28 protein-coding genes and 2 tRNA genes are annotated in these 24,500 nt (G+C 40.4%); 17 read left to right on the top strand and 13 right to left on the bottom strand.

Features of this window, described 5'->3' with window-relative positions; genetic code table 11:
- Positions 1-16: 16 nt before the first annotated feature.
- The 5 genes from BV375_RS34780 to BV375_RS34765 form a co-directional block, all read right to left on the bottom strand.
- The gene (locus BV375_RS34780; protein WP_086769093.1) at positions 17-226 is read right to left on the bottom strand and encodes a hypothetical protein; all 210 of its coding nucleotides are present in this window, start codon (positions 224-226) and stop codon (positions 17-19) included.
- A 35-nt stretch (positions 227-261) separates the two neighbouring features.
- The gene (locus BV375_RS34775; RefSeq protein ID WP_086769091.1) at positions 262-471 is read right to left on the bottom strand and encodes a hypothetical protein; all 210 of its coding nucleotides are present in this window, start codon (positions 469-471) and stop codon (positions 262-264) included.
- A gap of 349 nt (positions 472-820) precedes the next feature.
- On the bottom strand, positions 821-955 hold the full coding sequence (locus tag BV375_RS38970) for a hypothetical protein (protein ID WP_279432996.1): 135 nt from the start codon (positions 953-955) through the stop codon (positions 821-823).
- Positions 956-1,374: 419 nt separating this feature from the next.
- Positions 1,375-2,907 carry a pitrilysin family protein gene (locus tag BV375_RS34770; RefSeq protein ID WP_086769089.1) on the bottom strand — a complete coding sequence of 511 codons (1,533 nt, stop codon included), beginning with the start codon at positions 2,905-2,907 and terminating at the stop codon, positions 1,375-1,377.
- Between the two features lie 42 nt (positions 2,908-2,949).
- Entirely contained in the window at positions 2,950-4,518 is a 1,569-nt protein-coding gene (locus BV375_RS34765; protein ID WP_243714145.1) for a pitrilysin family protein, read from the bottom strand.
- A gap of 205 nt (positions 4,519-4,723) precedes the next feature.
- Between BV375_RS34765 and BV375_RS34760 the strand changes: the two genes are divergently transcribed.
- Positions 4,724-5,338 (top strand): TetR/AcrR family transcriptional regulator, encoded by a 615-nt coding sequence (locus BV375_RS34760; RefSeq protein ID WP_086769085.1) that lies wholly within the window; start codon positions 4,724-4,726, stop codon positions 5,336-5,338.
- An 80-nt stretch (positions 5,339-5,418) separates the two neighbouring features.
- Here BV375_RS34760 and BV375_RS34755 read toward each other — a convergent pair whose 3' ends face one another.
- The 3 genes from BV375_RS34755 to BV375_RS34745 all read right to left on the bottom strand — a co-directional run bounded on the left by BV375_RS34755 (position 5,419) and on the right by BV375_RS34745 (position 7,799).
- Positions 5,419-5,880, bottom strand: coding sequence for a DUF4332 domain-containing protein (locus tag BV375_RS34755; protein ID WP_086769083.1), 462 nt, complete (start codon positions 5,878-5,880; stop codon positions 5,419-5,421).
- Between the two features lie 120 nt (positions 5,881-6,000).
- Positions 6,001-6,861 carry a site-specific DNA-methyltransferase gene (locus tag BV375_RS34750; protein WP_086769081.1) on the bottom strand — a complete coding sequence of 287 codons (861 nt, stop codon included), beginning with the start codon at positions 6,859-6,861 and terminating at the stop codon, positions 6,001-6,003.
- 131 nt (positions 6,862-6,992) lie between these two features.
- Positions 6,993-7,799: a PhzF family phenazine biosynthesis protein gene (locus BV375_RS34745; protein ID WP_086769079.1), complete on the bottom strand. Its 807-nt coding sequence runs from the start codon at positions 7,797-7,799 to the stop codon at positions 6,993-6,995.
- 137 nt (positions 7,800-7,936) lie between these two features.
- Between BV375_RS34745 and BV375_RS34740 the strand changes: the two genes are divergently transcribed.
- The 6 genes from BV375_RS34740 to BV375_RS34715 all read left to right on the top strand — a co-directional run bounded on the left by BV375_RS34740 (position 7,937) and on the right by BV375_RS34715 (position 12,634).
- On the top strand, positions 7,937-8,086 hold the full coding sequence (locus tag BV375_RS34740) for a type II toxin-antitoxin system HicB family antitoxin (protein ID WP_086769077.1): 150 nt from the start codon (positions 7,937-7,939) through the stop codon (positions 8,084-8,086).
- A 184-nt stretch (positions 8,087-8,270) separates the two neighbouring features.
- The gene (locus BV375_RS34735; protein ID WP_086769075.1) at positions 8,271-8,537 is read left to right on the top strand and encodes a hypothetical protein; all 267 of its coding nucleotides are present in this window, start codon (positions 8,271-8,273) and stop codon (positions 8,535-8,537) included.
- A gap of 25 nt (positions 8,538-8,562) precedes the next feature.
- Entirely contained in the window at positions 8,563-9,942 is a 1,380-nt protein-coding gene (locus BV375_RS34730) for an aminopeptidase P family protein (RefSeq protein WP_086769073.1), read from the top strand.
- A gap of 280 nt (positions 9,943-10,222) precedes the next feature.
- Positions 10,223-11,683: a signal recognition particle protein gene (gene ffh, locus BV375_RS34725; RefSeq protein ID WP_086769071.1), complete on the top strand. Its 1,461-nt coding sequence runs from the start codon at positions 10,223-10,225 to the stop codon at positions 11,681-11,683.
- A 284-nt stretch (positions 11,684-11,967) separates the two neighbouring features.
- Complete coding sequence (rpsP, locus tag BV375_RS34720) at positions 11,968-12,231, top strand: 30S ribosomal protein S16 (RefSeq protein WP_086769069.1); 264 nt, start codon at positions 11,968-11,970, stop codon at positions 12,229-12,231.
- Positions 12,191-12,634 (top strand): KH domain-containing protein, encoded by a 444-nt coding sequence (locus BV375_RS34715; RefSeq protein ID WP_086769067.1) that lies wholly within the window; start codon positions 12,191-12,193, stop codon positions 12,632-12,634. The genes rpsP and BV375_RS34715 overlap by 41 nt, the downstream gene beginning before the upstream one ends.
- Before the next feature lie 66 nt (positions 12,635-12,700).
- On the opposite strand, the gene BV375_RS38965 is transcribed toward BV375_RS34715, so the two are convergent.
- Positions 12,701-12,826: a hypothetical protein gene (locus BV375_RS38965; protein WP_279432995.1), complete on the bottom strand. Its 126-nt coding sequence runs from the start codon at positions 12,824-12,826 to the stop codon at positions 12,701-12,703.
- Between the two features lie 67 nt (positions 12,827-12,893).
- On the opposite strand from BV375_RS38965, the gene rpsU reads away from it, so the two are divergent.
- The 3 genes from rpsU (at position 12,894) to BV375_RS34700 (ending at position 14,847) form a co-directional block, all read left to right on the top strand.
- Positions 12,894-13,070 (top strand): 30S ribosomal protein S21, encoded by a 177-nt coding sequence (rpsU, locus tag BV375_RS34710; RefSeq protein ID WP_086769065.1) that lies wholly within the window; start codon positions 12,894-12,896, stop codon positions 13,068-13,070.
- 367 nt (positions 13,071-13,437) lie between these two features.
- The gene (locus BV375_RS34705; RefSeq protein WP_086769063.1) at positions 13,438-14,391 is read left to right on the top strand and encodes a PhoH family protein; all 954 of its coding nucleotides are present in this window, start codon (positions 13,438-13,440) and stop codon (positions 14,389-14,391) included.
- Positions 14,392-14,442: 51 nt separating this feature from the next.
- The gene (locus BV375_RS34700) at positions 14,443-14,847 is read left to right on the top strand and encodes a ChuX/HutX family heme-like substrate-binding protein (protein WP_086769061.1); all 405 of its coding nucleotides are present in this window, start codon (positions 14,443-14,445) and stop codon (positions 14,845-14,847) included.
- A gap of 67 nt (positions 14,848-14,914) precedes the next feature.
- Here the strand turns inward: BV375_RS34700 and BV375_RS34695 are convergent, their stop codons facing one another.
- The 3 genes from BV375_RS34695 to BV375_RS34680 all read right to left on the bottom strand — a co-directional run bounded on the left by BV375_RS34695 (position 14,915) and on the right by BV375_RS34680 (position 16,736).
- On the bottom strand, positions 14,915-15,373 hold the full coding sequence (locus tag BV375_RS34695; RefSeq protein WP_086769059.1) for a hydrocarbon-binding protein: 459 nt from the start codon (positions 15,371-15,373) through the stop codon (positions 14,915-14,917).
- Between the two features lie 299 nt (positions 15,374-15,672).
- The gene (locus BV375_RS34685; RefSeq protein WP_086769055.1) at positions 15,673-16,179 is read right to left on the bottom strand and encodes a roadblock/LC7 domain-containing protein; all 507 of its coding nucleotides are present in this window, start codon (positions 16,177-16,179) and stop codon (positions 15,673-15,675) included.
- Positions 16,180-16,196: 17 nt separating this feature from the next.
- The gene (locus tag BV375_RS34680; protein ID WP_086769054.1) at positions 16,197-16,736 is read right to left on the bottom strand and encodes an ATP/GTP-binding protein; all 540 of its coding nucleotides are present in this window, start codon (positions 16,734-16,736) and stop codon (positions 16,197-16,199) included.
- A 464-nt stretch (positions 16,737-17,200) separates the two neighbouring features.
- Between BV375_RS34680 and BV375_RS34675 the strand changes: the two genes are divergently transcribed.
- The 7 genes from BV375_RS34675 (at position 17,201) to BV375_RS34645 (ending at position 22,665) form a co-directional block, all read left to right on the top strand.
- The gene (locus tag BV375_RS34675) at positions 17,201-17,989 is read left to right on the top strand and encodes a DUF6816 family protein (RefSeq protein ID WP_208095410.1); all 789 of its coding nucleotides are present in this window, start codon (positions 17,201-17,203) and stop codon (positions 17,987-17,989) included.
- 94 nt (positions 17,990-18,083) lie between these two features.
- Positions 18,084-19,904 (top strand): ABC transporter ATP-binding protein, encoded by a 1,821-nt coding sequence (locus BV375_RS34670; RefSeq protein ID WP_086769050.1) that lies wholly within the window; start codon positions 18,084-18,086, stop codon positions 19,902-19,904.
- A 108-nt stretch (positions 19,905-20,012) separates the two neighbouring features.
- Positions 20,013-20,098: transfer RNA gene (locus BV375_RS34665), tRNA-Tyr, on the top strand.
- Positions 20,099-20,183: 85 nt separating this feature from the next.
- Positions 20,184-20,255 (top strand) — tRNA-Thr (locus BV375_RS34660).
- 459 nt (positions 20,256-20,714) lie between these two features.
- Positions 20,715-21,047, top strand: a complete 333-nt coding sequence (locus BV375_RS34655) for a hypothetical protein (RefSeq protein WP_086769048.1) — start codon at positions 20,715-20,717, stop codon at positions 21,045-21,047.
- Positions 21,048-21,397: 350 nt separating this feature from the next.
- A complete protein-coding gene (locus tag BV375_RS34650; protein ID WP_086769045.1) occupies positions 21,398-22,315 on the top strand; it encodes a hypothetical protein in 918 nt (305 codons plus the stop codon).
- Between the two features lie 47 nt (positions 22,316-22,362).
- The gene (locus BV375_RS34645; RefSeq protein ID WP_086769043.1) at positions 22,363-22,665 is read left to right on the top strand and encodes a hypothetical protein; all 303 of its coding nucleotides are present in this window, start codon (positions 22,363-22,365) and stop codon (positions 22,663-22,665) included.
- A 115-nt stretch (positions 22,666-22,780) separates the two neighbouring features.
- On the opposite strand, the gene BV375_RS34640 is transcribed toward BV375_RS34645, so the two are convergent.
- Positions 22,781-24,385 carry a hypothetical protein gene (locus BV375_RS34640; RefSeq protein WP_086769041.1) on the bottom strand — a complete coding sequence of 535 codons (1,605 nt, stop codon included), beginning with the start codon at positions 24,383-24,385 and terminating at the stop codon, positions 22,781-22,783.
- Positions 24,386-24,500: the final 115 nt, after the last annotated feature.

The raw sequence follows: 24,500 nt of genomic DNA, 5'->3' as shown, positions 1-24,500 counted from the left end.
AAATGATTGAATGATTCTATGCACTAATAACAATTGATCTAATGGTGTTAACGTTACCAAATGTATTAGCGTTAGCAGTATTAGCATTGACTGTAAAAATGGTGTTTAAACCACCTAAAACTTGATCTACCTCGCGGCTTTCAGATAGTTCGTTGAGGAAGCTTTCAGAATCTTGAAATAGTTCAGAGCCAGCAGGACGCAGTTCAGAAATTTTGATAACAGCCATGATTTTTCTCCTTCAATAAAAATGATTGAATGATTTTAGGCAGTAACAACAATTGATCTAATGGTGTTAACGTTAGTAAATGTGTTAGCGTTCAAAGTATTAGCATTGGCTGTAGCAATGGTGTTTAAACCACCTAAAACTTGATCTACTTCCCGGTTTTCAGATAATTCGTTGAGGAAGCTTTCAGAATCTTGGAACAGTTCAGAACCAGCAGGACGTAGTTCAGAAATTTTGATAACAGCCATGATGTTTTCTCCTTCAATAAAAATGATTTGAGGAACTTTGCTGAGAGAATTAAACTTTGTTTTGTTTAATCCTTGATTTCATTTTTATTGACTAAACCTAGAAAATCAAGGTTTTTAAGCTGCTTTTATAGACACAACTAAAGGTCTTATGTCTTTCTACTAAAATATTGATTTAGAAGTTAATTATATTTAATAAATTTAATTAGTAGAGAGCTTTACTACCCCTCGTTACTTTTTTATAGTTGGGCATTACATTGAAAAAATCAATGTTTTACGACTATTTTTACAGACTTTAGTACAGGAGTTTTGTCTTTTAATGTTGTCTTTGAGCGACTACATCTGTGAGAGGTTAAATATCTACAATTTCTTGAGAAGGTAGTTCTGGCAAACTTTGTATACCACCAGCTATGAAAATGGGCATCGGGTATGGAACATTTGTTTTTCCTGCACATACCATGCCCCAAGTCAGCGAGCAAGAGTTCATCCCTTGCCCGAATGTCGTTCACTTATTTGGCATTGTGCTGGAGAATTAATGATGCTGTGGACTAATTAATTGATGGGTTTAACTCCTCAACTCCTTCCTCAGCCTGAAAACATCAGTTTTACCGCATTGTCCCACCCTGCAATAAATGCTCGGCTAATAGCTGAAGTACCTTAAAACACACTGAATATTAGAGATAGATAAGTAGTTGGAAAAAAATGTTTACAGTCATTGCGAGCGAAGCGTACTCCAAAGTAGAACTCAAAGAGTAGCAATCTCAACCCTTGCGATTGCTACCCTGCGGGAACGCCAGGGCCCTAAGCGAAGCTATGCCGTTGGTGCAGCCTCTCTTAAACACAGTTACAGATAAAAAATAGAGACACGTTTCGTCGCGTCTCTACAGAAAGTTTGGCTACAACTTATTAATTTTTTGCCTGTGGTTGTGAAGGGGGAATAGTCACGTCTATAGGTGTTACCTGTGATGCTAATTGTGTCAATGGCGGTTGTATGGCGGTTTGATTTCCCACCACCAGAGTTACGAGATTTTCTGGTTTGAGGTATTGCTTTGCTACTCGTTGTACATCAGCGGCTGTTGTGGCTGCTACAGCTTTTTGATAGCGAAATAAGAAATCAGCAGGATAGCCGTAATATTCATATCGCATCAACCGTGAGATAGTTTGGTTGGGGTCTTCAAAATTGAAAACAAAGGAATTTAATGTAGACTCCTTAGCAAAAGCCAGTTCTTGTGGTGTAACTCTTTGAGCTTGGATACGTTTAATTTCCGCTTGTAAAGCTTTGACGAACTGCACAGTTGTTTGCGATCGCGTTTGTCCCCCAGCAATGAACATTCCCGGATAATCGTAGCGGGGACTCCATTGACCGTATACTGAATAAGCTAAACCTTGACGCGATCGCACTTCATTAAATAAGCGTCCGCCAAAACCATTTAACACGCCATTCAATACATCCAAGGCTGCATAATCGGGACTGTCTAACTTTCCGCCTAAATGCCCGATGTAAATATTACTTTGAGTTAGTTGCGGCTGATTGACAAAAAAGACTCCACCAGTTTTGGCTTGGGATACTTGTGGTAACTGGGGTTTAGCAAGTTTAGGGTTAGGTTGCCAATCGCCCAACTTCGCTTGAATGAGCGATCGCATTTTCTTCGCATCAAAATCTCCCAAAATCCCCAAAATTATATTATTGGGGTAGAAATATTGTTGGTAAAACTTGAGCAAATCTGCACGGGAAATCTGCTCCACAGAAGCATATTCTGTTGTGCGAGCATAGGGGCTATCTTTCCCATAGATTAATTTGCGAAATTCTCGACTAGCTATAGAATTGGGATTATCATTGCGACGGGCAATACTACCCTTCTCCTGCGTCTTTGCCAAATCCAACTTTTCTTGCGCAAATACTGGCTCTCGCAACACCTCAGCAAACAACCCAAACACCGTTTCTAAATCTTCTGTGAGTGCCTCAAAGCTAGCACTACCAGAGGTTTCACTAATGCCAGTTTCTACCGATGCGGCGCGTTGTTCCAAGATCTCGTTGAGTTCATCAGGTGAATGCTTCTTAGTTCCGCCAGTCCGCATTACCTCACCCGTAAACTCAGCCAACCCAACTTTATCTGCTGGTTCCAGGCGACTTCCTGTCCTTAGCAACGCTGTACCACCTACCAACGGTAACTCATGATCCTCCATCAAATAGACAACCATGCCATTTTGGAGCACAAAGCGTTCATACTTGGGTAACTTAATCTCAGGTAACGGTGGTAACTGCAACTCTGTGTAATGTTTGGCTGCTGCTGTCGCCGCCTGAGAAAAGTTAAAAGTAAAAAGTAAAAAGGCAAAAGCAATTACCAAAGCATAAATCAGCCTCTGCCGATTTTGGATTTTAGATTTTGGATTTTGGATTTTAAATAACATCTGCCTTTTACTCTGATACTGTTGCATAGTCTCTTTCTTCGCGTCCTTTGCGTCTTTGCGGTTTGTTTTTCATCCCTGTTTGGACAACAACTTGCCAATTGTGCGATTTTCTGCTGTAAATGATGCCTTTGCTACCCGTTGAATATCAGCAGTCGTTACCGCGGCAATTTCATCCAGCTGCTTAAACAAATTCCGCCAAGAGCCAGTTTTCACCTCATATTCCAACAATTGCTGCGCCATCCCCATATTTGAATCGAGACTGCGTAACAAACCTGCCCGTGCTTGGGTTTTCACTCGCTGCAATTCCGCATCTGTCACAGGTTCAGTTTTCAATTTGTCAATTTCCTGACGCAGAGCCACTGCCAATTCATCAACTGTATGGCCGGGAGATGTCAGCGCGTAGAATAGCATCAAGTTTGGGTACTTATCTCCGGGAAAGCCGCTAAAACCTTGGGCACTAAGCGCCAAACGCTGCTGTTCTACCAAAGATTTATACAGTCGCGACGTGCGTCCATTACTCAATAAACTGCCAATGATTTCATAAACGGCATTATCTGGATGGGTAAGCGCCGGACGATGATAACCTTCTAGATACCAAGGTTGTGAAGGTAGCTGCAAAGTAACTTCCCGCGTTTGTGACTGTTTTGGTTCTGTGGAGATTTGCTCAACAGCTTTTGGTTTTGCGGGAAAGCGTCCAAAGTAGGTTTGCGCTAGTTTTTTAACCTCAGTTGGGTTAACATCTCCCACAATAGCGATCGCTAAATTGCTGGGTACATAGTGAGTATCAAAAAACTTTCGCACATCTTCAGGTGTCAGATTGCGGATATCTTGGTCATAACCAATCACTGGACGCCTGTAAGGATGGACTTTATAGGCGGCATCGATAAACTTTTCGATCATCAAGCCGATGGGTGAATTCTCTACCCGCAAACGCCGCTCTTCTAAAATCACCTCTTTTTCTTTATAAAACTCGCGAAATACAGGTTCTAGAAATCGTTCTGATTCCAGCGACATCCACAGTTCTAATTTATTGGCGGGAAAGCTATAAAAATAACGTGTCGCTTCCGTAGAAGTATTGGCATTTAAACCTACACCTCCTGCTTGTTCGACAATTCGCCCCATTTCATTTTGCTTGGCTAGCTTGGCTGCTTGCAATTCCACCTGTTCAAACTCTGCTTGCAGCTTGGCAATCTCATCTTTATTGCCACTCGCTTTCGCGGCTTTGATTTGGGTATCTAACTGTTGCAAGCGTTCTAATAATGGTTTTTCAGAATTGTAGTCTTTTGTACCAATACGCTTTGTACCTTTGAAAGCTAAATGCTCAAGAAAGTGGGCTACACCAGTTTTTCCATCTGGCTCATCCACACCTCCAACATCCGCATAAGTCAGGAAGGAAACTACTGGTGCTTGATGTCGTTCTAAAACAATGAACTTCAAACCATTGTCAAGGCGAAACTCCGTTAACTGCTTAACCACTCGATCGAGATAAGGTTGAATCGAAGTGGGAGTTTTGCTAGGTGGTAGCACTCTTTGAGCTGGAGGTGCCGTTTGAGTCTGCGCTAAAGCGACTTCTGGTAGTAAACCACACCAGAACATTATCAACGCTAAGATAGTAACAAACAGCCGATAAAGTATCATGGATACCTTCTTTGAGTAAGAGAAAATTGCTGGGCAGCAACTGGGCTGATTCATAAGCGGCAATTAAAGTAAAGTTTCATTACCTAACAGACAAGCTAATTGGGAAACAGAGCGTTAATCTTGTATTAAGCTTTCTGTGCTTTTTGTACTGGACGTTAGACAATAATGCTACAAGTCGTGTTCCGGAGATCTCCCAATAACTACTATGCGAGTTTTTAATTCTCCTCCCCCCTCAGAGGCGCAGACACGTACCCGCATTTTACAAGCGGCACAAAAATTGTTTGCCTCTCAAGGTTTTGATGGCACTACTACCCGCGACTTAGCACAGGCCGCAGGTGTGGCTGAGGGCACCTTGTTTCGTCATTTTCCCAATAAAAAAGCGATTTTGGTAGAAGTAGCGACTAGTGGCTGGGTAGATATTCTCACAGATTTGCTCACAGAATTGAGCGAAATGGGTAGTTATAAAGCTGTAGCCCAGGTGATGCGCCGCCGCATGTGGAATTTGAGCAAAAATGTCGATTTGATGCGAGTTTGTTTTATGGAAGTGCAGTTTCATCCAGACTTGCGCGATCGCATACAATTAGATGTCATTACTAAAATGACCGATGTTGCTGAGGCTTTCTTTCAAACGGCTATGGATAAAGGCATTTATCGCCAGACAGATGCCAAATTAGTTGCCAAAGTATTCTTGGGAATGTTTGCGATCGCAGGTTTTTCCAACAATACTCTCATGGAACCTGACGCCTCCCCCCAAGAAATGCAGCAGATGGCAGAAGGACTTGCTGATATCTTTCTTAATGGAGTTTTAGCCAAAGAATAAGTCGGTAATCGGTTTTCCCGATTCGCAATTGCAAAATCCAAAATCCGTCTTGAAAAGTTTGCTATGTAGGGAAACCCTCCTTACAACTTTTCGCAAAATCTAAAATTTAAAATTGCTTGCGCTTGGTAACTCCACTGCTGTACTAGCTCAATCGCTGGACACAAATCTCGCCGCTGCATTGTTGCTACTTGCAAACGTAAGATTTGTTGGTGTAATCGGTGAGAGGGAACCTGAGCCAATTGCGCTACAGAACCAATACCTGCATGTAATAATAAACCACAATATTGCGGTCCAACGCTGGGAATTCGTGCCAAATCTGCCAAAGCTATCCATTTGTTTACATACTGAAGATGAACTTGTAATTTATTGGCTAACGCCAACCTCGCCTCTTGGGTTTTTCCCTGCTTGAATAATGCTTCAGTAGTTGTAATTCCACAATTTTGCAATCGAGATTGTTCTTCTTGGTTCAATCCAGGTAGTTGTTCAATCGGCCAGTCACAGGCTTGAATAGAGTTTCTACTAGCAGTTTGTTTAGGAGGCATTTCTTTAAATTAGATAAAGGCTTCTTTAACTATTGTGCCGCAGAATTATTGTTTATAAAAATTGAACAGTTGAGATTCCCGACTTCTTAAAGAAGTCGGGAATCTGAATCCAAAATAGTATTACCTAATTCTTTTTCTACGCTCTTCATTTTTCCTATCAAACCAAAACCATTCTTCATCACTCATGCGATCGGCATTTTTTATCCGTTGAATTGCTAACTCTAAATACTCAGAATTAATATCACATCCTAACCATCTTCTGCCCAATTGTTCGGCAGTTACAGCTGTAGTTCCCGAACCCAAGAAAGGGTCAATGACAATATCCTGACGTTTCGATGAAGCGAGAATAAATTTTCTAATTAGTTCTTCTGGTTTTTGTGTAGGATGTTTTGTCTTTTCATTCATTCCATTACAAGTTGTAGGAATTTCTATCACATCTCTTGGTTTAGCACCCTTAGAATGAGGATTCCAAGTCTTGCCGTTATTCTTGCCATTATTGCCATACTGACTAGTTATCGCTTGCGGATGGGATGGATATTTTAAAGTATGTTCTCCATATAATATTCTGACATTCTCTATATCCATGTAAAAATCTTTTGATTTGCGAAAATGTAAAATGCTTTCATGAGAGCGTCCCCAATCATTTGACAAATTAGCTTTGTTCTTATAATGCCAAATTAGCCAGCGGCAGCCTTGAAAAAAACGAGAAGCAGGTAATTTTAGATCAGCTAATATTTCTGAAAAACCACAAATATAAAAACTTCCAGTAGGTTTAAGAACTCGGGATATTTGCTCAATCCACTCTAAAGACCATTCAACATAAGCTTCTTGAGATTCAAAAGTATCCCACTCTGCTTTTTTTATATTATATGGAGGATCGGCAATAACTAAATCAACCGATTCTGTATCTAAAGTACGCAGCCATTCGATTGCATCTCCCTGCCAAAGTTCACCATTTTTATGGGAATAGAGTAATTTCATAGCTTCAATATCAATAATTAGTCTGTTACAAATAAAGGATAATTAAGATCCCCGATTTCTTAAAGAAATCGGGGATCTGTTGCTTTTAATTTTCACTAATAACCTCAGATTTCTATACAACTTGCTAGAAGCTATTGCTTGTTTGTAATTAATTCCCCTCGCAACACAGTAACAGCTTGTCCAGCTAAAAAGACGCGATCGCCTCCGGTATAGCGCACCTTCACCACTCCCCCACGGCTGGATGCTTGATAAGCCAAGAACTCATCCTTACCCAAGCGATCGCGCCAGAAGGGAGCAAGACAGCAATGCGCTGCACCAGTCACCGGATCTTCATTAATGCCGAATCCTGGCGCAAAAAAGCGAGAAACAAAATCATACTCGGAATTAGAATCAGTGAGGCTAGTGACGAGTACATTAGACACAGGTAACATTTTTAATTGTTGAAAATTGGGCTGCATTTGCCGCACCAAATCTTCAGATTCTACTTCCACCAAATAACCTAAGGAGTTCTGGAAGACAGATTTACACTCTACACCCAAGGCTTGGCCAAGTTCTTCTGGAGCAACAGTTGCTTGGGAGTGATTTACAGGAAAATCTAACTCAATCCAGTTAACTTGGCGTTTGGCAATCAGCACACCGCTTTTCGTATAGAAACGGGCAATTTCATCCGGTAATAAATGCGCCTCTGACCAGAGTACATGGGCACTAGCTAAGGTTGCATGACCACAAAGCGGTACTTCCACCGTCGGCGTAAACCAGCGCAGATTAAAGCCATCATCCTGTTTGATGAGAAAAGCCGTCTCCGATAAATTCATCTCTTGTGCTACATTCTGCATCCAGCGATCGCTTTGAGGAGCAAGTAAAACACAAACAGCAGCAGGATTCCCTGCAAATGGTGTATTGGTGAAAGCATCCACCTGTGTAATGATTTGTCCCATAAAATCACCGTTATATTAAGACTGACTTAGACAAAGTTGGATAATGTCAGCTTCTCACAATCTATGTATTTCTCTTAGCGAGCGCCTGGTATTGCTCAATAATAGAAACTGAAGTAGTAGAAATATTATGATTGGTTATGACTCGCACTTTTTCAGCAATTGTGTATTGGGAAGATGATGTCTACGAAGCTGAGTGTCCAGAAGTAGGAACAGCTAGCCAAGGCGAAACAATTGAAGCAGCAATTGCTAATCTCAAAGAAGCAACTGAACTTTTGAAGAGTTTTTAGAGAGTTTGTAGTCATTCCTTAAAAAATACGTAGACGCGGAGCAGCTTATCGTAGACATCGCATACTCTTCCAGTAGTTCCATCAATTCTTCAATCGATACACTAAAAGCACGGGCTATTTCAGGTTTTTATTTAGCTAGCATGTTTCTGAAATGAGCAAACCTAGCGTTTAAAGGTTCAGGTTAATGGTAAATCAAAACCAACACTTGAGGATAAAAATTACTGGAGCCATTTTTGCTGCTTTTAACTTATTACTAATTTCTTTAGGATTAAGCAGCTGCGCTGTTGAAGTACAGAACCCAATCAATCAAACCGAGCAACAAAAGGAACATTACAAAAATCAACCTAGCCACAAGCCTCAGCAGATTCAGAAAAATGACGAAGATAACGACCACAAAAAAGATGACGACGATAAAGACAATGACGATAAAGACGATGACGATAAAGATTAAATAAAAGCGTTTGAGTTTCTATTTTATGGTTATCCTTAACACCTCTAGTTCTCTGGTTGATATCTTACGCCAACGGCGGCAACGACTAGCTCAACTAATTGATTTTCCCGCAATTCTTTGGTCGGGAAGCAGCAATCCGCGCAACTTTGCCGCTAATGTGTATCCATTTCGGGCTAACAGCCATTTCCTCTATTTCGCTGGACTGCCCTTGCCCAACGCCGCAATTCGCTTGGAGGCTGGGAAGCTAGAACTCTTCATGGACGATCCCCAACCCAGCAGCGCCTTGTGGCATGGAGAAATGCCCAAACGTGAGGAAATTGCCCAGATGATTGGGGCAAATGCTGCTAAACCAATAGCAGAATTAGAGTTTTTGGTAGCAGACGCAGCCACGATCGCAGTTCAGGATGCTGCTACTTGGACAAAGCAATCGCAGCTATTAAATAGATGGATTTTACCGCAAAATCCACCCCAAGGAATTGACTTAGAGTTAGCCAAAGCAGTTGTTTCCTTACGCCTCACCCACGACGAAGGAGCATTAGCTGAGTTACGTAAAGCCGCGGTTGTGAGTGTGGAAGCCCATAAAGCAGGTATGGCAGCAACACCCAAAGCTAAACGAGAAGCAGAAGTTCGTGGGGCGATGGAAGGTGTCATTATTGCCCATAACATGACTACTTCTTACAACAGTATTGTCACCGTCCACGGCGAAGTTCTGCACAACGAGCAATATCACCATCCGCTGCAACCAGGTGATTTAATACTGGCTGATGTTGGCGCTGAAACTGAAATGGGTTGGGCAGCTGATATTACCCGTACCTGGCCTGTTTCTGGTAAGTTTTCGTCTACCCAAAGAGATATTTACGATGTCGTGCTAGCAGCCCATGATGCTTGTATTGCCAAAATCAGCCCTGGTGTCGAGTACGGGGATATTCATCTGTTGGCTGCTACAGTTATTGCGGAAGGGTTAGTGGATTTAGGGATTTTACAAGGAAATGCCCAAGATTTAGTAGAATTAGATGCTCATGCTTTGTTTTTCCCCCACGGTATTGGGCATCTCCTAGGCTTAGATGTTCATGATATGGAAGATTTGGGCGATTTAGCAGGGTATGAAGAAGGGAGAAAAAGGAGCGATCGCTTTGGCTTAGGCTACCTCCGTTTAAATCGTCCTCTGCGTCCCGGAATGCTAGTCACAATTGAGCCTGGTTTTTATCAAGTCCCAGCAATTTTAAATGATGCCAAACAAAGTTCAAAATATCACAATGTAGTTAATTGGGAGCGCTTATCGCAATTTGTCGATGTACGAGGAATCCGCATTGAGGATGATGTTTTAGTTACAACAGACGGAAGCGAAGTTTTAACAGCAGCGTTACCAAATAAAGCTGATGCTGTGGAGGAATTAATTGGTTAATGATTTTGAAACCACAGATGAACACAGATAAACACAGATAATTTATCTGTGTTCATCCGTGTTTATCTGTGGTTGGATATTCAAACCCATTCTTTTAAGGGTGAGTTCCTTCTGCCCTCTGCCCTCGTACTTCTGCCTTTTGAAAAACAAAGGACGGTTTGCCACATTAATACAGATAAGTATCCGGTTGCTCAAGTCGGTGGGAAAACTACTAAGCTGGTAAATAGCACGTTAAAACTCTACCCAAATTCCTACTGGCTTACTATCTGTAATCGAAATTATGTTTGATGCATTAGCTGACCGTTTAGAATCTGCCTGGAAGAAACTACGGGGGCAGGATAAAATTTCTCAATCCAACATTCAAGACGCTTTGCGAGAAGTTCGCCGCGCTTTGTTGGAAGCAGATGTCAACCTCCAGGTAGTCAAAGATTTTATTACCGAAGTCGAAGCCAAGGCACAGGGATCTGAGGTGATCGCTGGCGTGCGACCTGACCAACAGTTCATCAAAATTGTTTACGATGAACTAGTGCAGGTGATGGGGGAGGAAAATGTTCCCCTGGCAGAAGTACAGGGAGAGCCTACCATTGTGCTGATGGCTGGGTTGCAAGGTACTGGTAAAACTACGGCTACTGCTAAATTAGCCTTGCATTTACGTAAATTAGACCGCAGTTGCTTGTTAGTGGCGACAGACATATATCGCCCAGCAGCTATCGATCAGCTGGTGACCTTAGGTAAGCAAATTGACGTACCAGTATTTGAACTAGGAAGCGATGCTGACCCCGTAGAAATTGCTCGTCAAGGTGTAGAGCGCGCCAGGGCAGAAGGTGTAAATACGGTAATTATTGATACTGCTGGTCGTCTGCAAATTGACGAAGACATGATGGCAGAACTGGCCCGGATTAAAGACACAGTTCAACCCCACGAAACTTTGCTAGTTGTGGACTCCATGACTGGTCAAGAAGCAGCAAATCTGACTCGTACCTTCCACGATCAAATAGGAATTACTGGGGCAATCCTTACCAAACTAGATGGTGATAGCCGTGGTGGTGCGGCGTTGTCGGTAAGACAAATCTCTGGTGCGCCAATTAAGTTTGTGGGCGTGGGTGAGAAAGTCGAGGCATTGCAACCGTTTTACCCAGACCGGATGGCATCACGGATTTTAGGTATGGGCGATGTCTTAACCTTGGTGGAAAAAGCCCAGGAAGAGTTTGACCTGGCCGATGCCGAGAAAATGCAGGAGAAAATCCTGTCAGCAAAATTTGACTTCACTGACTTTCTCAAACAATTGCGCCTGCTGAAGAATATGGGATCGCTGGGAGGCATCATCAAGATGATTCCTGGGATGAACAAGCTCTCAGATGACCAGCTAAAGCATGGAGAAACCCAGCTAAAACGCTGTGAAGCGATGATTAATTCCATGACCCGCCAAGAACGCCACAACCCAGATTTATTAGCCAGTTCTCCTAGTCGCAGACGACGAATTGCGACTGGATCTGGCTATAAAGAGTCCGATGTTAGCAAACTGGTAGCTGATTTCCAGAAAATGCGATCGCTCATGCAGCAAATGGGTCAAGGTCAATTTCCTGGTATGCCCGGAGGAATGTTTGGCGGTGGTATGGGCAACGCCAACGCTTTTGCCGGCAATCGTCCCGCAGCCCCTGGATGGCGAGGTTACACTGACAACCCAGGCGCGAAAAAGAAAAAGAAGGAGAAAAAAAAGAAAGGTTTCGGCAATCTTTAATCAATGGTCAATTGTCAATTCTCATTAGTCATTTACTTAGACAACTGACAAATAACTCTAGACCAATAGCAGTTAATGCACAGCAAGTGCTAAAATTAGCTTTCCAGTGTGGAAAATTGTGCCTAAAGAAAGTTAAGCCTCAATTAATAGGCAATACGTAGATTTAAGGTGCTTCCTCATTCAAGTCAAAAGTTTTAGGCAAAAATGTCTTCTCACTTTTGACTGCTGCGAAACGGCATTTGCTGTGAACTAATATCTACAAACAGGAGAACGATTCTTCAACCATGATCAAACTGCGCTTGAAGCGATACGGTAAAAAGCGGGAAGCGAGTTACCGCATCGTAGCTATTAACAGCCTCGCTCGCCGCGATGGTCGTCCCCTAGAAGAACTGGGATTCTATAACCCCAGAACGGATGAAGTACGATTGGACATTCCCGGAATCGTCAAGCGACTACAACAAGGCGCTCAACCCACTGACACCGTCCGTCGCATCCTAGTAAAAGCCAATGTTTTTGAACAGGTCAGTGCCACAACAGCCGCATCATAGTGCCGAAAGACAATCCCCCACAACCAGCCCCAATTACGAGGGGTTGGTAAGGTTTTTAGTTCAGCCGTTTTTAGAATCTCCAGAATCTTTAAGCGTCGATTGTGAAATTTCTCAGAGCCTCCAAAAGGCTTGGATTCGCATCGCCTTTGACAGCGCAGATAAAGGGAAAGTGTTTGGTCGGGGAGGACGCAATATTCAGGCGATTCGCACGGTAATTGCCGCAGCGGCCGAAGTTGCTGGACAATCAGTATATCTGGATATCTATGGCAGTAGCGCCTCACGAGAAGGCGCAGCTTTTGATGAAGACCGGGAAGAGCGAGTACCGCCACCCAAATCAAGAGAACGACGTGGAGACGGAAACGGAAACGGACCCAGGCCGATCGCTAAACCCCGCACCCGCTAGGTTCAAACTTTAGAGCCAGTCTGGGCGGTTTCTACTCCGCTCAGACATTCTAGTAAATGGCAATGGTTAAAAAACGGCTAAATTTGGTACTCTGGCATCAGTGGCGTTAGGCGTCGCGTCACTATAAAATGCTCGAAATCCTTTTGAGGGTTGAACAGATGGGTGTTTCTCATCAGGAGAAGCGATCGCCATACTGCTTGTAGTTAACGTTAATCATATATAACTCTTAACGATCTCTATTAGGAGGTGAAACCAGGGAGTGGCCGAAGTTCGTTTAGGTGAGAACGAGTCTATTGACTCGGCTATTAGACGTTTTAAAAAGAAAATTCAAAAAGCCGGAATTTTGTCTGAAGTCAGACGCCGGGAAAGATACGAAAAGCCGAGTTTACGACGCAAGCGCAAAGAGGAAGCCGCACGCAAAGGTGTCCGCTACTAAGTCATAGTAGTGTCTTTGGTGAAATCGGTTAATCTATATCAATTGTGCAAGTTTAGGTTTGAAACTATTTTGAGAGCAAACCTAAAGAAAGTAGAGATGTGATTCATCGTGTCTCTACTTTTACTAAATCAGTCTTAGAAGATGTTGTAAAGTCTAAATTAATACGAAATCCAGCGATTAGAAATCGCACGCCACTTGCTACCCTGCGGGAAGCCCTTCGGGTGACGCTCCTACGGACTTTGCCTGTGTAGTAGCGAATTATATTCGCCCAAAACTTTTGATACATCCTCTGAGATAATTCTAAAATAAAATTTATATTAAGTTTTGCGGAAATCTTATAAATGCTCCTCATAAATTAAGAAATACTATGGCAGAGGCCTTCAAAATTCAGCTGCCGAATATTCCCAGTGCGATCGCTCTAGCCGGAGATGGAGAAGAAAACCTCAAACTCCTATCCCAGCAAACAGGAGCTAGCTTGGTGCTACGCGGACAGGACTTACATATTTCAGGCACACCAAAACAAATTGATCTGGCTTCGCGATTGGTGCGATCGCTTGAAGACCTCTGGATTAAAGGTAATACTATTTCCAGCGCCGATATTTCCACAGCCCGTCAAGCCCTAGATTCTCATCGAGAAGGGGAACTGCAAGATTTACAGCGAGATATCCTCGCCAGAACTCGACGGGGTGAAGAAATCCGTGCCAAAACCTTTCGACAGCGACAGTACATCGATGTCCTACGCCAGCGTGACCTAACATTTTGTACTGGGCCCGCTGGGACTGGTAAGACTTTTCTTGCTGTTGTTGTCGCCGTTCAAGCACTGCTCGCCAACCAATTTGAGAAGCTGATTTTAACTCGTCCTGCCGTCGAAGCTGGCGAAAAGCTGGGATTTTTACCAGGAGATTTACAGCAGAAAGTTAATCCCTATCTCCGCCCACTTTACGATGCTATTAATGAATTTATCGATCCAGAAAAAGTCCCTAATTTAATGGAACGCGGTGTGATTGAAGTCGCGCCACTAGCCTATATGCGGGGACGCACCCTGAATAACGCTTTTGTCATTGTAGATGAAGCCCAAAACACTACACCTGCTCAAATAAAAATGGTTTTGACTCGTTTGGGCTTCCGTTCGCGTATGGTAATTACAGGTGACATGACACAAACTGATTTACCAATCAATCAACAATCAGGTTTAGCAGTGGCTTTGCACGTCTTAAAAAACGTTGAAGGCATTGCTTTTTGTGAATTCTCCCAAAAAGATGTCGTGCGTCATCCCCTAGTTCAACGCATCGTCGCTGCTTACGAACAATACGAAAAATAGTCTTAGTTATTGGCTAAAGAAAAACAATAAATGACAAAGGACAAAGGATAAATGACCACAACATTAAAAGAATTTTTAACAGCTTGCGAAAATTTGGGAACTTTGCGTGTAATTGTCACTAGCAGTGCAGGTGTCTTAGAAGTAAGAAGCAAGCTAGAAAAGCTATTTTATGCATATTTACCCAAGGGTAAATATGCGAATATGCACACCGAAAATTTTGAGTTTCACTTGAATATGGACAAAATTATGCAAGTGAAATTTGAAACCGGGGAAGCCAAAAGAGGTAACTTTACGACCTATGCTATCCGCTTTTTAGATGAGCAGCAGGAGTCTGCTTTAAGCCTATTTTTGCAATGGGGTAAGCCAGGAGAATATGAACCAGGCCAGGTAGAGGCTTGGCAAGCTCTTAAAGATAAGTATGGAGAAATTTGGGAACCTTTACCAGCCGAAATTTAATCATAGAAATTGGGCAGAGAGCATAAATATTTATACCCTTTGCCTAATTTTCTATTTGCTACCAATCTTACAACTCAGTAAACTCAAATACATCATGACTGCTACCACGGAGAACGGATTCCGTGTGTTTACCCATAAATCGTTTACCAGTTGCCTGTTCGAGCGCTCCCCAAATAGCACCAAGTGTATAAGTACATTTACGGTTAGAGCCTTGAACTTCTCCAGCACAGCATAAAGTTTCTGAGGTAAGAATCTTGATAGTATCGCCTTCTTGCTTGATTCGGTCAATGATACAAAGGCGAGTTCCTTCTTTACCTAAAGCTAATCCTAGTTTGTAGGCTACATCATCCAAAGATAAGGTTGTGTTTACTAAACCTAATTCTTGCGCTAAGTGTTTGCCACGACTACGACCAGCCGTAGTTAAAGCGATCGCAGTGGCTTTTTCCCCCAAAGCTTCTTCCATGCCCACAATTGCTGCTTTAAAACAGACAATACTGCTAAAATCTCCCAAGGTTGGACGCAACATCACCAATTCTTCTCCCCAGTTCTCATAATTATCTAGATTTCAAGTCAAAAGTCCATTGACTGAATTTTAAATTTTGGATTGGAGAATTTCCCCATTTAAAATCTGCCTTGAAAAGTTTGCTCAACGGGGGAAACCCCCGCACGCAACGCCAGTTGCTACAACGGAGGGAACCTCCCTCCGGGTTCACCAGTCCCCTACGGCGGGAAACCCGCCTACCCTTTGGGAACGGCTTCGCCGAACAGGGCTGGATTCACCGCAACGCACTGGCTCAACTTTTCGCAAAATCCAAAATTGATTGACTAAGCCACTAAAGGAGAAATTTGAGCAACGGCGCGTTTGATTTCTAGAAACAATAAGCCTTGTTTAACAGCGGCGTTAGCTAAAACTAATAAAACAGCATCAGGACCACAGCTAACTACAATACCAAAGCCTTTCTCGCCTTCAACAACAATCCGGTCAATAGTCCCGCGAACTAATTCACTACCTATACGTTCGCCTAAGGAAAGCATAGCCGCTGACATGGCAGCTGTGCGGTCTTCATCCATTTCAGCAGGTAGTACAGAAGCCAAAGCTAGACCGTCGGGGCTTACCAAAGCTGCACCCTGAATGTTAGATGTGCTGCTAACAAATTCTTGTAGAACTTCTTGTAACATTGAAATGTTAATCATGGCTTTTTCCTGAGTAATTGTTGATAAAAGTTGGTGATTAGTTGTCTGTGAATTTGTAGGCAAATTTGAGGTTTTGCCATCCATGAACATTTGACTAAATGTCCTTGGGAGTAGCTTGAGGATATTGCCCAAATGCATTGAGGCTCATCTGCTGACTACAATATCGAGGGTTTGATGATTTCTGAAATAAGTATCTTTAAAGCCTCTGTAATTGAAGCTTTTTGAGTAGGATTCACAACTATTACGGGTGGTTTTTTGGTTGCATTCTGCAATCCTAAAGCGCTCGTAATATCTTCTGGTTTCGCAGCACTAGGACAATCCATGTGAGTTAGCCCTATAAGTATGGGAATTTGCACCCTTTGGTTTACAAAGTCGAGAAGCTGAGTTCCATACTGTAAATATTCTGGGCGATGTGCATCCACAAGCACGATGCAAGCTTGAACTTGGCGAATTAGGATATCCCACATAAAGTCAAATCGGGGTTGTCCTGGTGTGCCGTAAAGGTAAAGTAATTGATTAGGTACTACGGTGAATAGCCCAAAGTCCAACGCTACCGTGGTTTTATCCTTGAATAGCGCTATTTCATCTGTGCTCCTTTTATCGGTATCAACGGCCTCAATTTCACTAATAGTGCGAATAAAGCTCGTTTTCCCTGCACCTACGCTACCTGCGATCGCAATGCGTAGGATTTCCATCTAAACCTCCGCAAGGATAATACTTCTATAGTCGTTGGGATAATTGCAGAGCTACCTTCTATAAGGGTGAAGACAATTAGGATTGTCCACACTGATATTGAGAGTGCAAATATATTCTGGAAGCACATCAGTAGTTCTAGTCTGCTTTGAGAATTTTTACGTAACTATTTTTCAGCAATGATGCAATTCACAAAGCGATTGCACCAGGTATTACGCACCCTAAAATCAGTCAATCAGTATTTTATCGGATTTTACACTATTGTTAATTTATTTTTCAAACAGTAAACCATTATTTTTTTATATATAACTTTGTGTATTACATAATACTAAACAAAATGCTTATCTATCTGCATATTGAATGAGATTGCAATTGATAGTTTGCGTTTTTGTCACTTGAGTTAACAAAATGTAACAGAATAATCTAATAGATGAATTTTGACTTCATAAAAAATCAATTACTTGCTATGACCGCGATTTGGAGTTTTTGCTTGGTTGCTTTATTACTATTTGGGTGGAATGGAAATGCTATTGCGGGGGAATTGTCTGAACGGCTTGCTAATTTTCCTCAATGGGAAAAATTAACTTCTGTGCAACCTGCTTCAGGAGATTTAGCTTATCCTGAGTGGATGGCAGGTTCTTGGCAAGTTACAAGTACATTAGTGGATTTAGTTGCACCTTTGGCACCAGATATAGTCACACCTGGATTTGACACTAACCGCAAAAAACTAAATCAGGCTGTAAGTTTTTTAGTCAGATTTATTCCAGAAAAATCAGCTGTTACTAGATTAAAAATATTTCCTAAGATAGATAAAAAAACAACCATTTTAATAGCTGATAGAGGATTTAATAGCTTGAATCTGGCACGAGCTTATTTAGGAGATCAAGCTGTCCTATCTGTGAAAGTAGATCCAAATTCGCCTAATCGCCAAATTACATTATTGCGTGGAGAACGGCAACTAGTTTCTGTTGTTACAGCACGCGCTACAGAAACGACTTCTGATGGGAAATTCATCACTACAGAAGTGTTTCAACAACTGTTTAAAGGTGGTTCTCGTCCTTATTTTAACTCTGTTGAATCAACCACCGCCTACCGCCAACTTTCTACATCTCATCCAGCGATACAAGCGGATCAAGTTACTGCTGTTTACCTTTCACCTCAAGATCCAGATTACTTTGCGGCAGGCTCTAAACCTGTTGCGCTTTATCGCTATCGCCTAGAATTTTTTCCTTCTCAATTGCCAACTACTCCCTAAGGCTGATTTAGAGGTGTAGAGCTTGACTACAATGTATTACGTATGTAGTATATAAATTCCAAGCTCAAGCTTACGCTCTTGGAAAGAGTGCATCATGGCCAAATTTCGAGATATTGTAGATTATTTTCGTCCCTACTGGGGGCTGAGTATATTCAGTATTGCCGCATCCAGTATTTACGAAATTACTGATTTGGTTGTACCTTATGCTATTGGACAAATTTTAAATATCTTGTCCGGTCAACCATTGGACAAACCACTAGCAGGAGCGATCGCAAATTTTTCTGAACTTATCAATTACCCAGTTAATCAACAACTATCCTTAGGTGTATTACTTAGCATCATTTTTGTTGTAACTGTTGTAAAAGCGCCAACACAACCTTGGTTAGCTAATTGGTTTCACTGGGATATACCATTAAGAGCACGTCGAGAAAAAAATCAAGCAGCTATCGCTAAAATTCTCACTCTCCCACTAGAATTTTATGATGAAAATAACCCCGGACGGATTGCCGGCAGAGTAGCACGAGGTGTTTCTAACCATACATGGACATATCCTGAAATTGCCGGACAGTTAATTCCCAAACTAATGCGAGTCCTGGGAATTTTTGTGTTTATCTTGTTGATTGATTGGCGAATTGCGACTTTATATCTGATTTCTTTTGTAATTATTCTTAGCTTTAGCTTGAAAGAGTTAAAACGGCTTATTTGGTACGAAAGCCGTTTGGATAAGTACATGGAAAACACCGAAAGTCGAACTTCCGAACTGATCACTAATATCAAAACAGTGAAAGCATTTGCTACAGAAGCAAAAGAACTAAAGCGGCAAAAACAACGTTTAAATCGGGAATTCGCCGTAGTTGACTATCGCATCCACAAAGGTTATATTCACCTGCTGACTTGGCAGAAAACTGTAATTCAGTTTTGTGTGTTTAGCATACTGGGTTTAACTTTAGCAGCAACAGTAGGCGGTAAGATTTCCCTTGGTCATTTTGTGATGACCTTAACTCTTTCTAGTATGGCCTATGCTGAGTTGGAACCTATCAGCAACTTGGCAGAAGTTTTTGCTCGTCGCTATTCTTCTATGCTACGGTTTCATGAATTTTTGCAAGAGCCAATTGGCTCTGAGGCAGATGGTTTATTAAAAGTAGAAAATCAAGCGGAATCACCTTATCAATTTACTGGCAAAATAGAGCTATCTCACGTAAGTTTTGGGTATGATGCCAATCGTCTGGTTTTGCAAGATATCAACTTATTGATTGAACCCTACCAAACAGTGGCGTTGGTGGGACGTTCTGGTTCTGGAAAGTCTACTTTCGTGAAGCTATTGTTGCGATATTTTGAACCGCAATCTGGTCAAATTCTGATTGATGGTCAAGATATTCGCACATTAGATGTAGGTAATTACAGGCGGAGATTAGCGATCGTTCACCAAGAAGTGGATGTCTTCAACGGAACTTTGTTAGATAATCTCACCTATGGCAGACCAAACGCCAGTTTTGAGCAGGTTCAGGAAGCCTGTAAGATTGCTAGAGTTGATGAAGTGGTACAAAACCTACCCCAAGGTTATTACACCGTTGTGGGAGAACGTGGTGTGAGATTATCTGGTGGACAAAGACAACGCTTGGGAATTGCGAGGGCGTTGCTAGTAGAACCAGACGTGTTAGTTTTTGACGAAGCTACCTCTAGCTTAGATTACGAGTCTGAGCGTTCCATTCAATTAGCAATGCGATCGATTCAAGGAACGCGCACCACAATCATCATTGCTCACCGCCTGAGTACAGTGCGAGAAGCAGACAAGATTGTCGTTCTAGATCAGGGAAGAATTGTGGAAGTCGGTAGCCACGACGAACTTTTGCGCCAAGAAGGTATTTACCGCCGCTTGCATTCCTTGCAAGAAACAGGTGAACTCCTGAGTTAGGCATGAGAAACTGGGTTGTCTCACTAAACCCAGTTTCTACAAACTAAATTTTTTAAACCCTTGCGATTAATAAAACTTGGTGCTACTATTGTAAATCGTGAGACAAATGGGTCGGTGTCCGAGTGGTTAATGGAGACGGACTGTAAATCCGTTGGTTTACGCCTACGCTGGTTCAAATCCAGCCCGGCCCACCACTTCAAAGTTATGAGTTATAATTGCTCAGAGAATGGTAAAGTTCACAGCATTATAGCTCTTAACTAAAAACAAAAGTTATATTTTGCCCGTGTGGCTCAGTGGTAGAGCACACCCTTGGTAAGGGTGAGGTCACGAGTTCAATCCTCGTCACGGGCTTTTTAAATTATTGTAAAAACAATGATTTCGTGCAAGTTGCATAAATTGGCTGTACTCTACCAGTATCGCTTTATATCAATCTAGTTGCATAGAAGTTGCATAACAGCATTACTTATCAAACTACAATGAATCAATAAGATATTCTCATCAAATAACTTACTTTGTGGATTCATTACCACATAGATAAGAAGTACTGCTATGGCTGCCTCTAACGCCTCTATTTTCAGTTTCAGGTGTCATACAACCTAAAACAACGTATTGCTTGTTATAGGGGCTTCTAGCAATAAGTATTAATGCTTCAATATAGAACGATTGGCAGTAAGAAATAAATGATAGGAAGCTAACCAATGTTCTGCGATCGCCTCTTCAATCGTAGATAACTAATATTCTCAGTATCACCACTAATGACCGCGCTTCTATTACTGTGTTATTAAGAATACAGCATACGTAGAAGCGCTTATGTTAGATATTCTGATAGCTAGTGCGATCGCAACAAAACCCGTAGAACCTAACTGGGTAATGTTCGGTAAGAGCAATTTAATAACCTACTATATGGATACGAACAGTATTAGAGGACGTGGTAAATATAGAACCATTACTCTATATCATCAGTCTGAAATAGACGGTGATAGTAAGGAGAGTGTTGCATATATCGAATGTAGTCCTAAGAAGTTCACTACATTAACATCACACGATATTAGAGAATTAAACAGAAGCGAATTGACCAGTCCTAAACCTGATACAGTTGGTAAAACTTTAGTAGATAAGGTGTGTGGAATGATAAAGAAGTGAGATACTATTGGTTCGCGTAGAAATTTATCAGAACGTCAAGGGTGTTGAGTCACAAGTACACTAAGCCAAGTTACTTATATCACAACAATAAAAAAACCATAGACGCAATATATACATTTAACTATACATTGATAGCATCTAGTTGCATAATATAAAGCTCCAATGAAATGAATTAACAACCAATAAGATTAATCATAATCGTCTAAGTTTTAGATGTAAGCGATGTTAAACGCACCAACTAGAATTTTAATTTTTTATTACAAGATGATAAATATGCTGATGATTTAGACTTTTGTAAGAAAAAAGAGTGATTGGTTTAGTGATATACAAGTGAAAGTAAAAGAATTAGTATGAGTGTTAGTTTTATTCCATCTCAATTTAGTGGCAATGGTAAGGTTAATTGGCGACGGTATGGTGGTACGTGGGTAGTTCATCATAGACATGACCATTGGTACATTAGGGAAATTTCTAATCATAAAGATAATGGTATCAATGATGGTAATAAGTACACAGTTGAGTTATCAGAACTATATCTAGACCTAATATCGGAAGAAAAAGTAAATAATACTCTTAGGTTTAAAGGGCTTGATAAAGAAGACTGGAATAATGCAAAACAATGGGAACGAGTATTGTGGTTATATCAATATGGATGCGCCGATTTAGTACATAGTATTAGTGGCAACAACTACGGTCATTTATTTAATGAAGTTTGGAGTTACACATTGTCGTCATTAACATACGAACAAGAACAGTTTTTAAGGATGTTAAGTGTTGACGATACAACCAAAGAAGCCATAAAAGCGCAACTTATAGCAGCTAATGAAGCAGCGAAAACAAAAACTATTAATAAGAAAGAGTACACAATTAAACCATTAGTATTGGTTAACGAAATATTAACAATAGATACAACCATTAGACCTGTTATCGAATTAATTGCTTTATCTTGCGAATACCTACTACCTGGAGCCTTGGAAAGTGCGAAAGAAAAATATAGTAGGTATTTCGATGAATATAGCGATAACCAAGTTAACTTTATGCACATTATTGCCGCTACTAATATTAAAGACTGGAACGCACAGAGAGATATTAAAGGTAAGATGCGCGCATTCTTAAACACTCTCAATCTTAATTATGTCCCACCTACGGATAAAGTAACTGAAGTAGTTGATGAAAACGAAGATGATTATGAAGATGACCATCCAGGCGATTGGGAGGATGACGATGAATTACCAGAGGATTTCATAGAGGATGTACCTGATGAGCAGTAACAATTAAAACCATCAAATCCTATACATTTTTACTTCATATAACTTAAATGAACTGGCAATTTATTAGAGATAATTTACCTGATACAGAAGATGTAGTAGTTGCAATTGCTAATCTAATGTTAAAACCCAACTTTGATTACGATACAGTAGTTGAAGCAGCAGATACTATACAAGATGACAATCTTAAAAATAAGTTTATAGAAGTAGTCTTAGATGAGTTAGAACACGGTACACATGATAATAATGATGTATTGCAAGAATACTTACTAGAGTTAGTATCTGATAGTAATACAGTTTTTACTACAGGAGAACCAATAGAATATTTACGCAAATCAGAGGATAAGCAATAATACTCAAAATTTAAAAATCTTAACGGTTTTAGATTTGTTAACCATACTCGGTCATAATAAAAAAGCTCCTAGATAGGAGCATCAAGCTAAAACACAATGATTTATTTAGATTGCGTTAATTTTTACTTGCGCCCTTTATTATTTGCATCATGGTCATCATAGTACCTGTGCCAGCAAATAAAGCGCTGTATAAAAAAACATTAAGCTTCATATTTCCCAATTCATCATTATGTAATATCTCAAGGTTTAAATCTTCAAATAATAATTTCTCAAAGTAACTATCTGATTTATTACTAATAGCTAATGAAGCTTTATTTCTTTCTAATTTTTGCCTACCTATTTGTATTTCTTCATCATTAATGCAAGCTTCAGGAAGCGGATAATTACTGTAAAGTTTTACTGAGACTGGTTCTGTATTTACTCTAGGTCTACCTACTGCCTGCTTTAATTCTGATTCTATGAAATAGAACTGTAAGTTTCTCAACTCTTCATTATCATAGGCGTTAAACCAAAATCTAAATCCGTTAGAAATTACCTGTTGTTGCCTAATAGGATAATACCCTTGTTGAACATAATCATGTGATCTTATAGAGATTTTTAGTATAGAGGCATATAAAGCAATAGTTATCGGACTAACATGGGGAGTTCCTACTACAGCTATATCTTTACCTTTAAGAATATCAAAACCTGTTGTTTTTCCATAGTGCATATCTTCTATTGGGTTACTAAATAAATCTTTATATTCAGCAAAGGTGATTACAGGCATATCCTTTACTTGTTCTAATATGTAATCTATATGTTTTGCAAGAGAACTTTTAGAACAAGAGTATTTAGTATTTTGTTCTATTATGCCAACTGGTTCTACGTTACTAATATCATAAAACCTCAATCTATCACCTACCAAGTTTCTATAAATTTCTTCATTAGCCGTTGCTGATAAAATAATAATCTTCTTACTTTCTGGCAATTCATATTTTCTGATATAGTGAATAGTTGCTACATCATTAGCATCTACTACAAAAAAATCAGATTCAAAGAAGTGAAGAATATTACTATTATATTTAACATTACTACTTAAAACTTCATATTCTATAGATTGAAAGTCTTTAAATATGATAGATTCCATTTTTCTAGGTGTATTGACTCTGCCTTGCCTAATTTCATTAATTAAATGAGAAATAGTCCTTTGATCATGCTCATTATTTAGATTAGCTTCCAATCTTATTAGATCACTTATTGTTACTTTACCTGTAGGTAGAAGAGAAGTAACTACATCCTCATCAAAAATTATTGTTTCGTGTAACCAGTCAATAAATAATGCTCTTTGATGAGTAGTAATGATTGTTTCATTTGAAAGATAACAAACATGACAATCTTTAAGATATTCTTGGCAAGAGTTATCGACTTTTGCTTTTTCAGCTAAATATCTATTAGCTTCAAAATTAGCGCCAATGGAATACAAATATTCTAATCTTTTTCTAACATCTGCTGGTAAAGAATTAAGGCTAGGTGTAGGTCTATACTCTACTTTCATACGTTTGCATACTTCATCCTTGAGAGAATGGTTAGGTAAAGCTAACAAAACATTTCTTAGTTCAGTACATAATTCAGTTTTACCTAATCCTGTAGCTACTTTTAATACATGAACATTTCTATCGTCTGATTTGAGTATTGCTTGAAATATATCTTTTAACTTTTCTCTTGCTTGTTTTATAGTCATATTTTCATAAGTATTTAATCTAATAACTTTTTTCTTCTCACTAGCTTTTAGCAGGTTTATCCCTCTTCTGTCACTTTCCGGGTATTCTGAATAAAAGAATCAAAAGAAAAAACTC

The sequence above is a fragment of the Nostoc sp. 106C genome, assembly GCF_002154725.1.
Classification (GTDB): domain Bacteria; phylum Cyanobacteriota; class Cyanobacteriia; order Cyanobacteriales; family Nostocaceae; genus Aulosira.
Note: the sequence above shows the minus strand (reverse complement) of the source record. Positions and strands in the feature narration are given on the sequence as shown.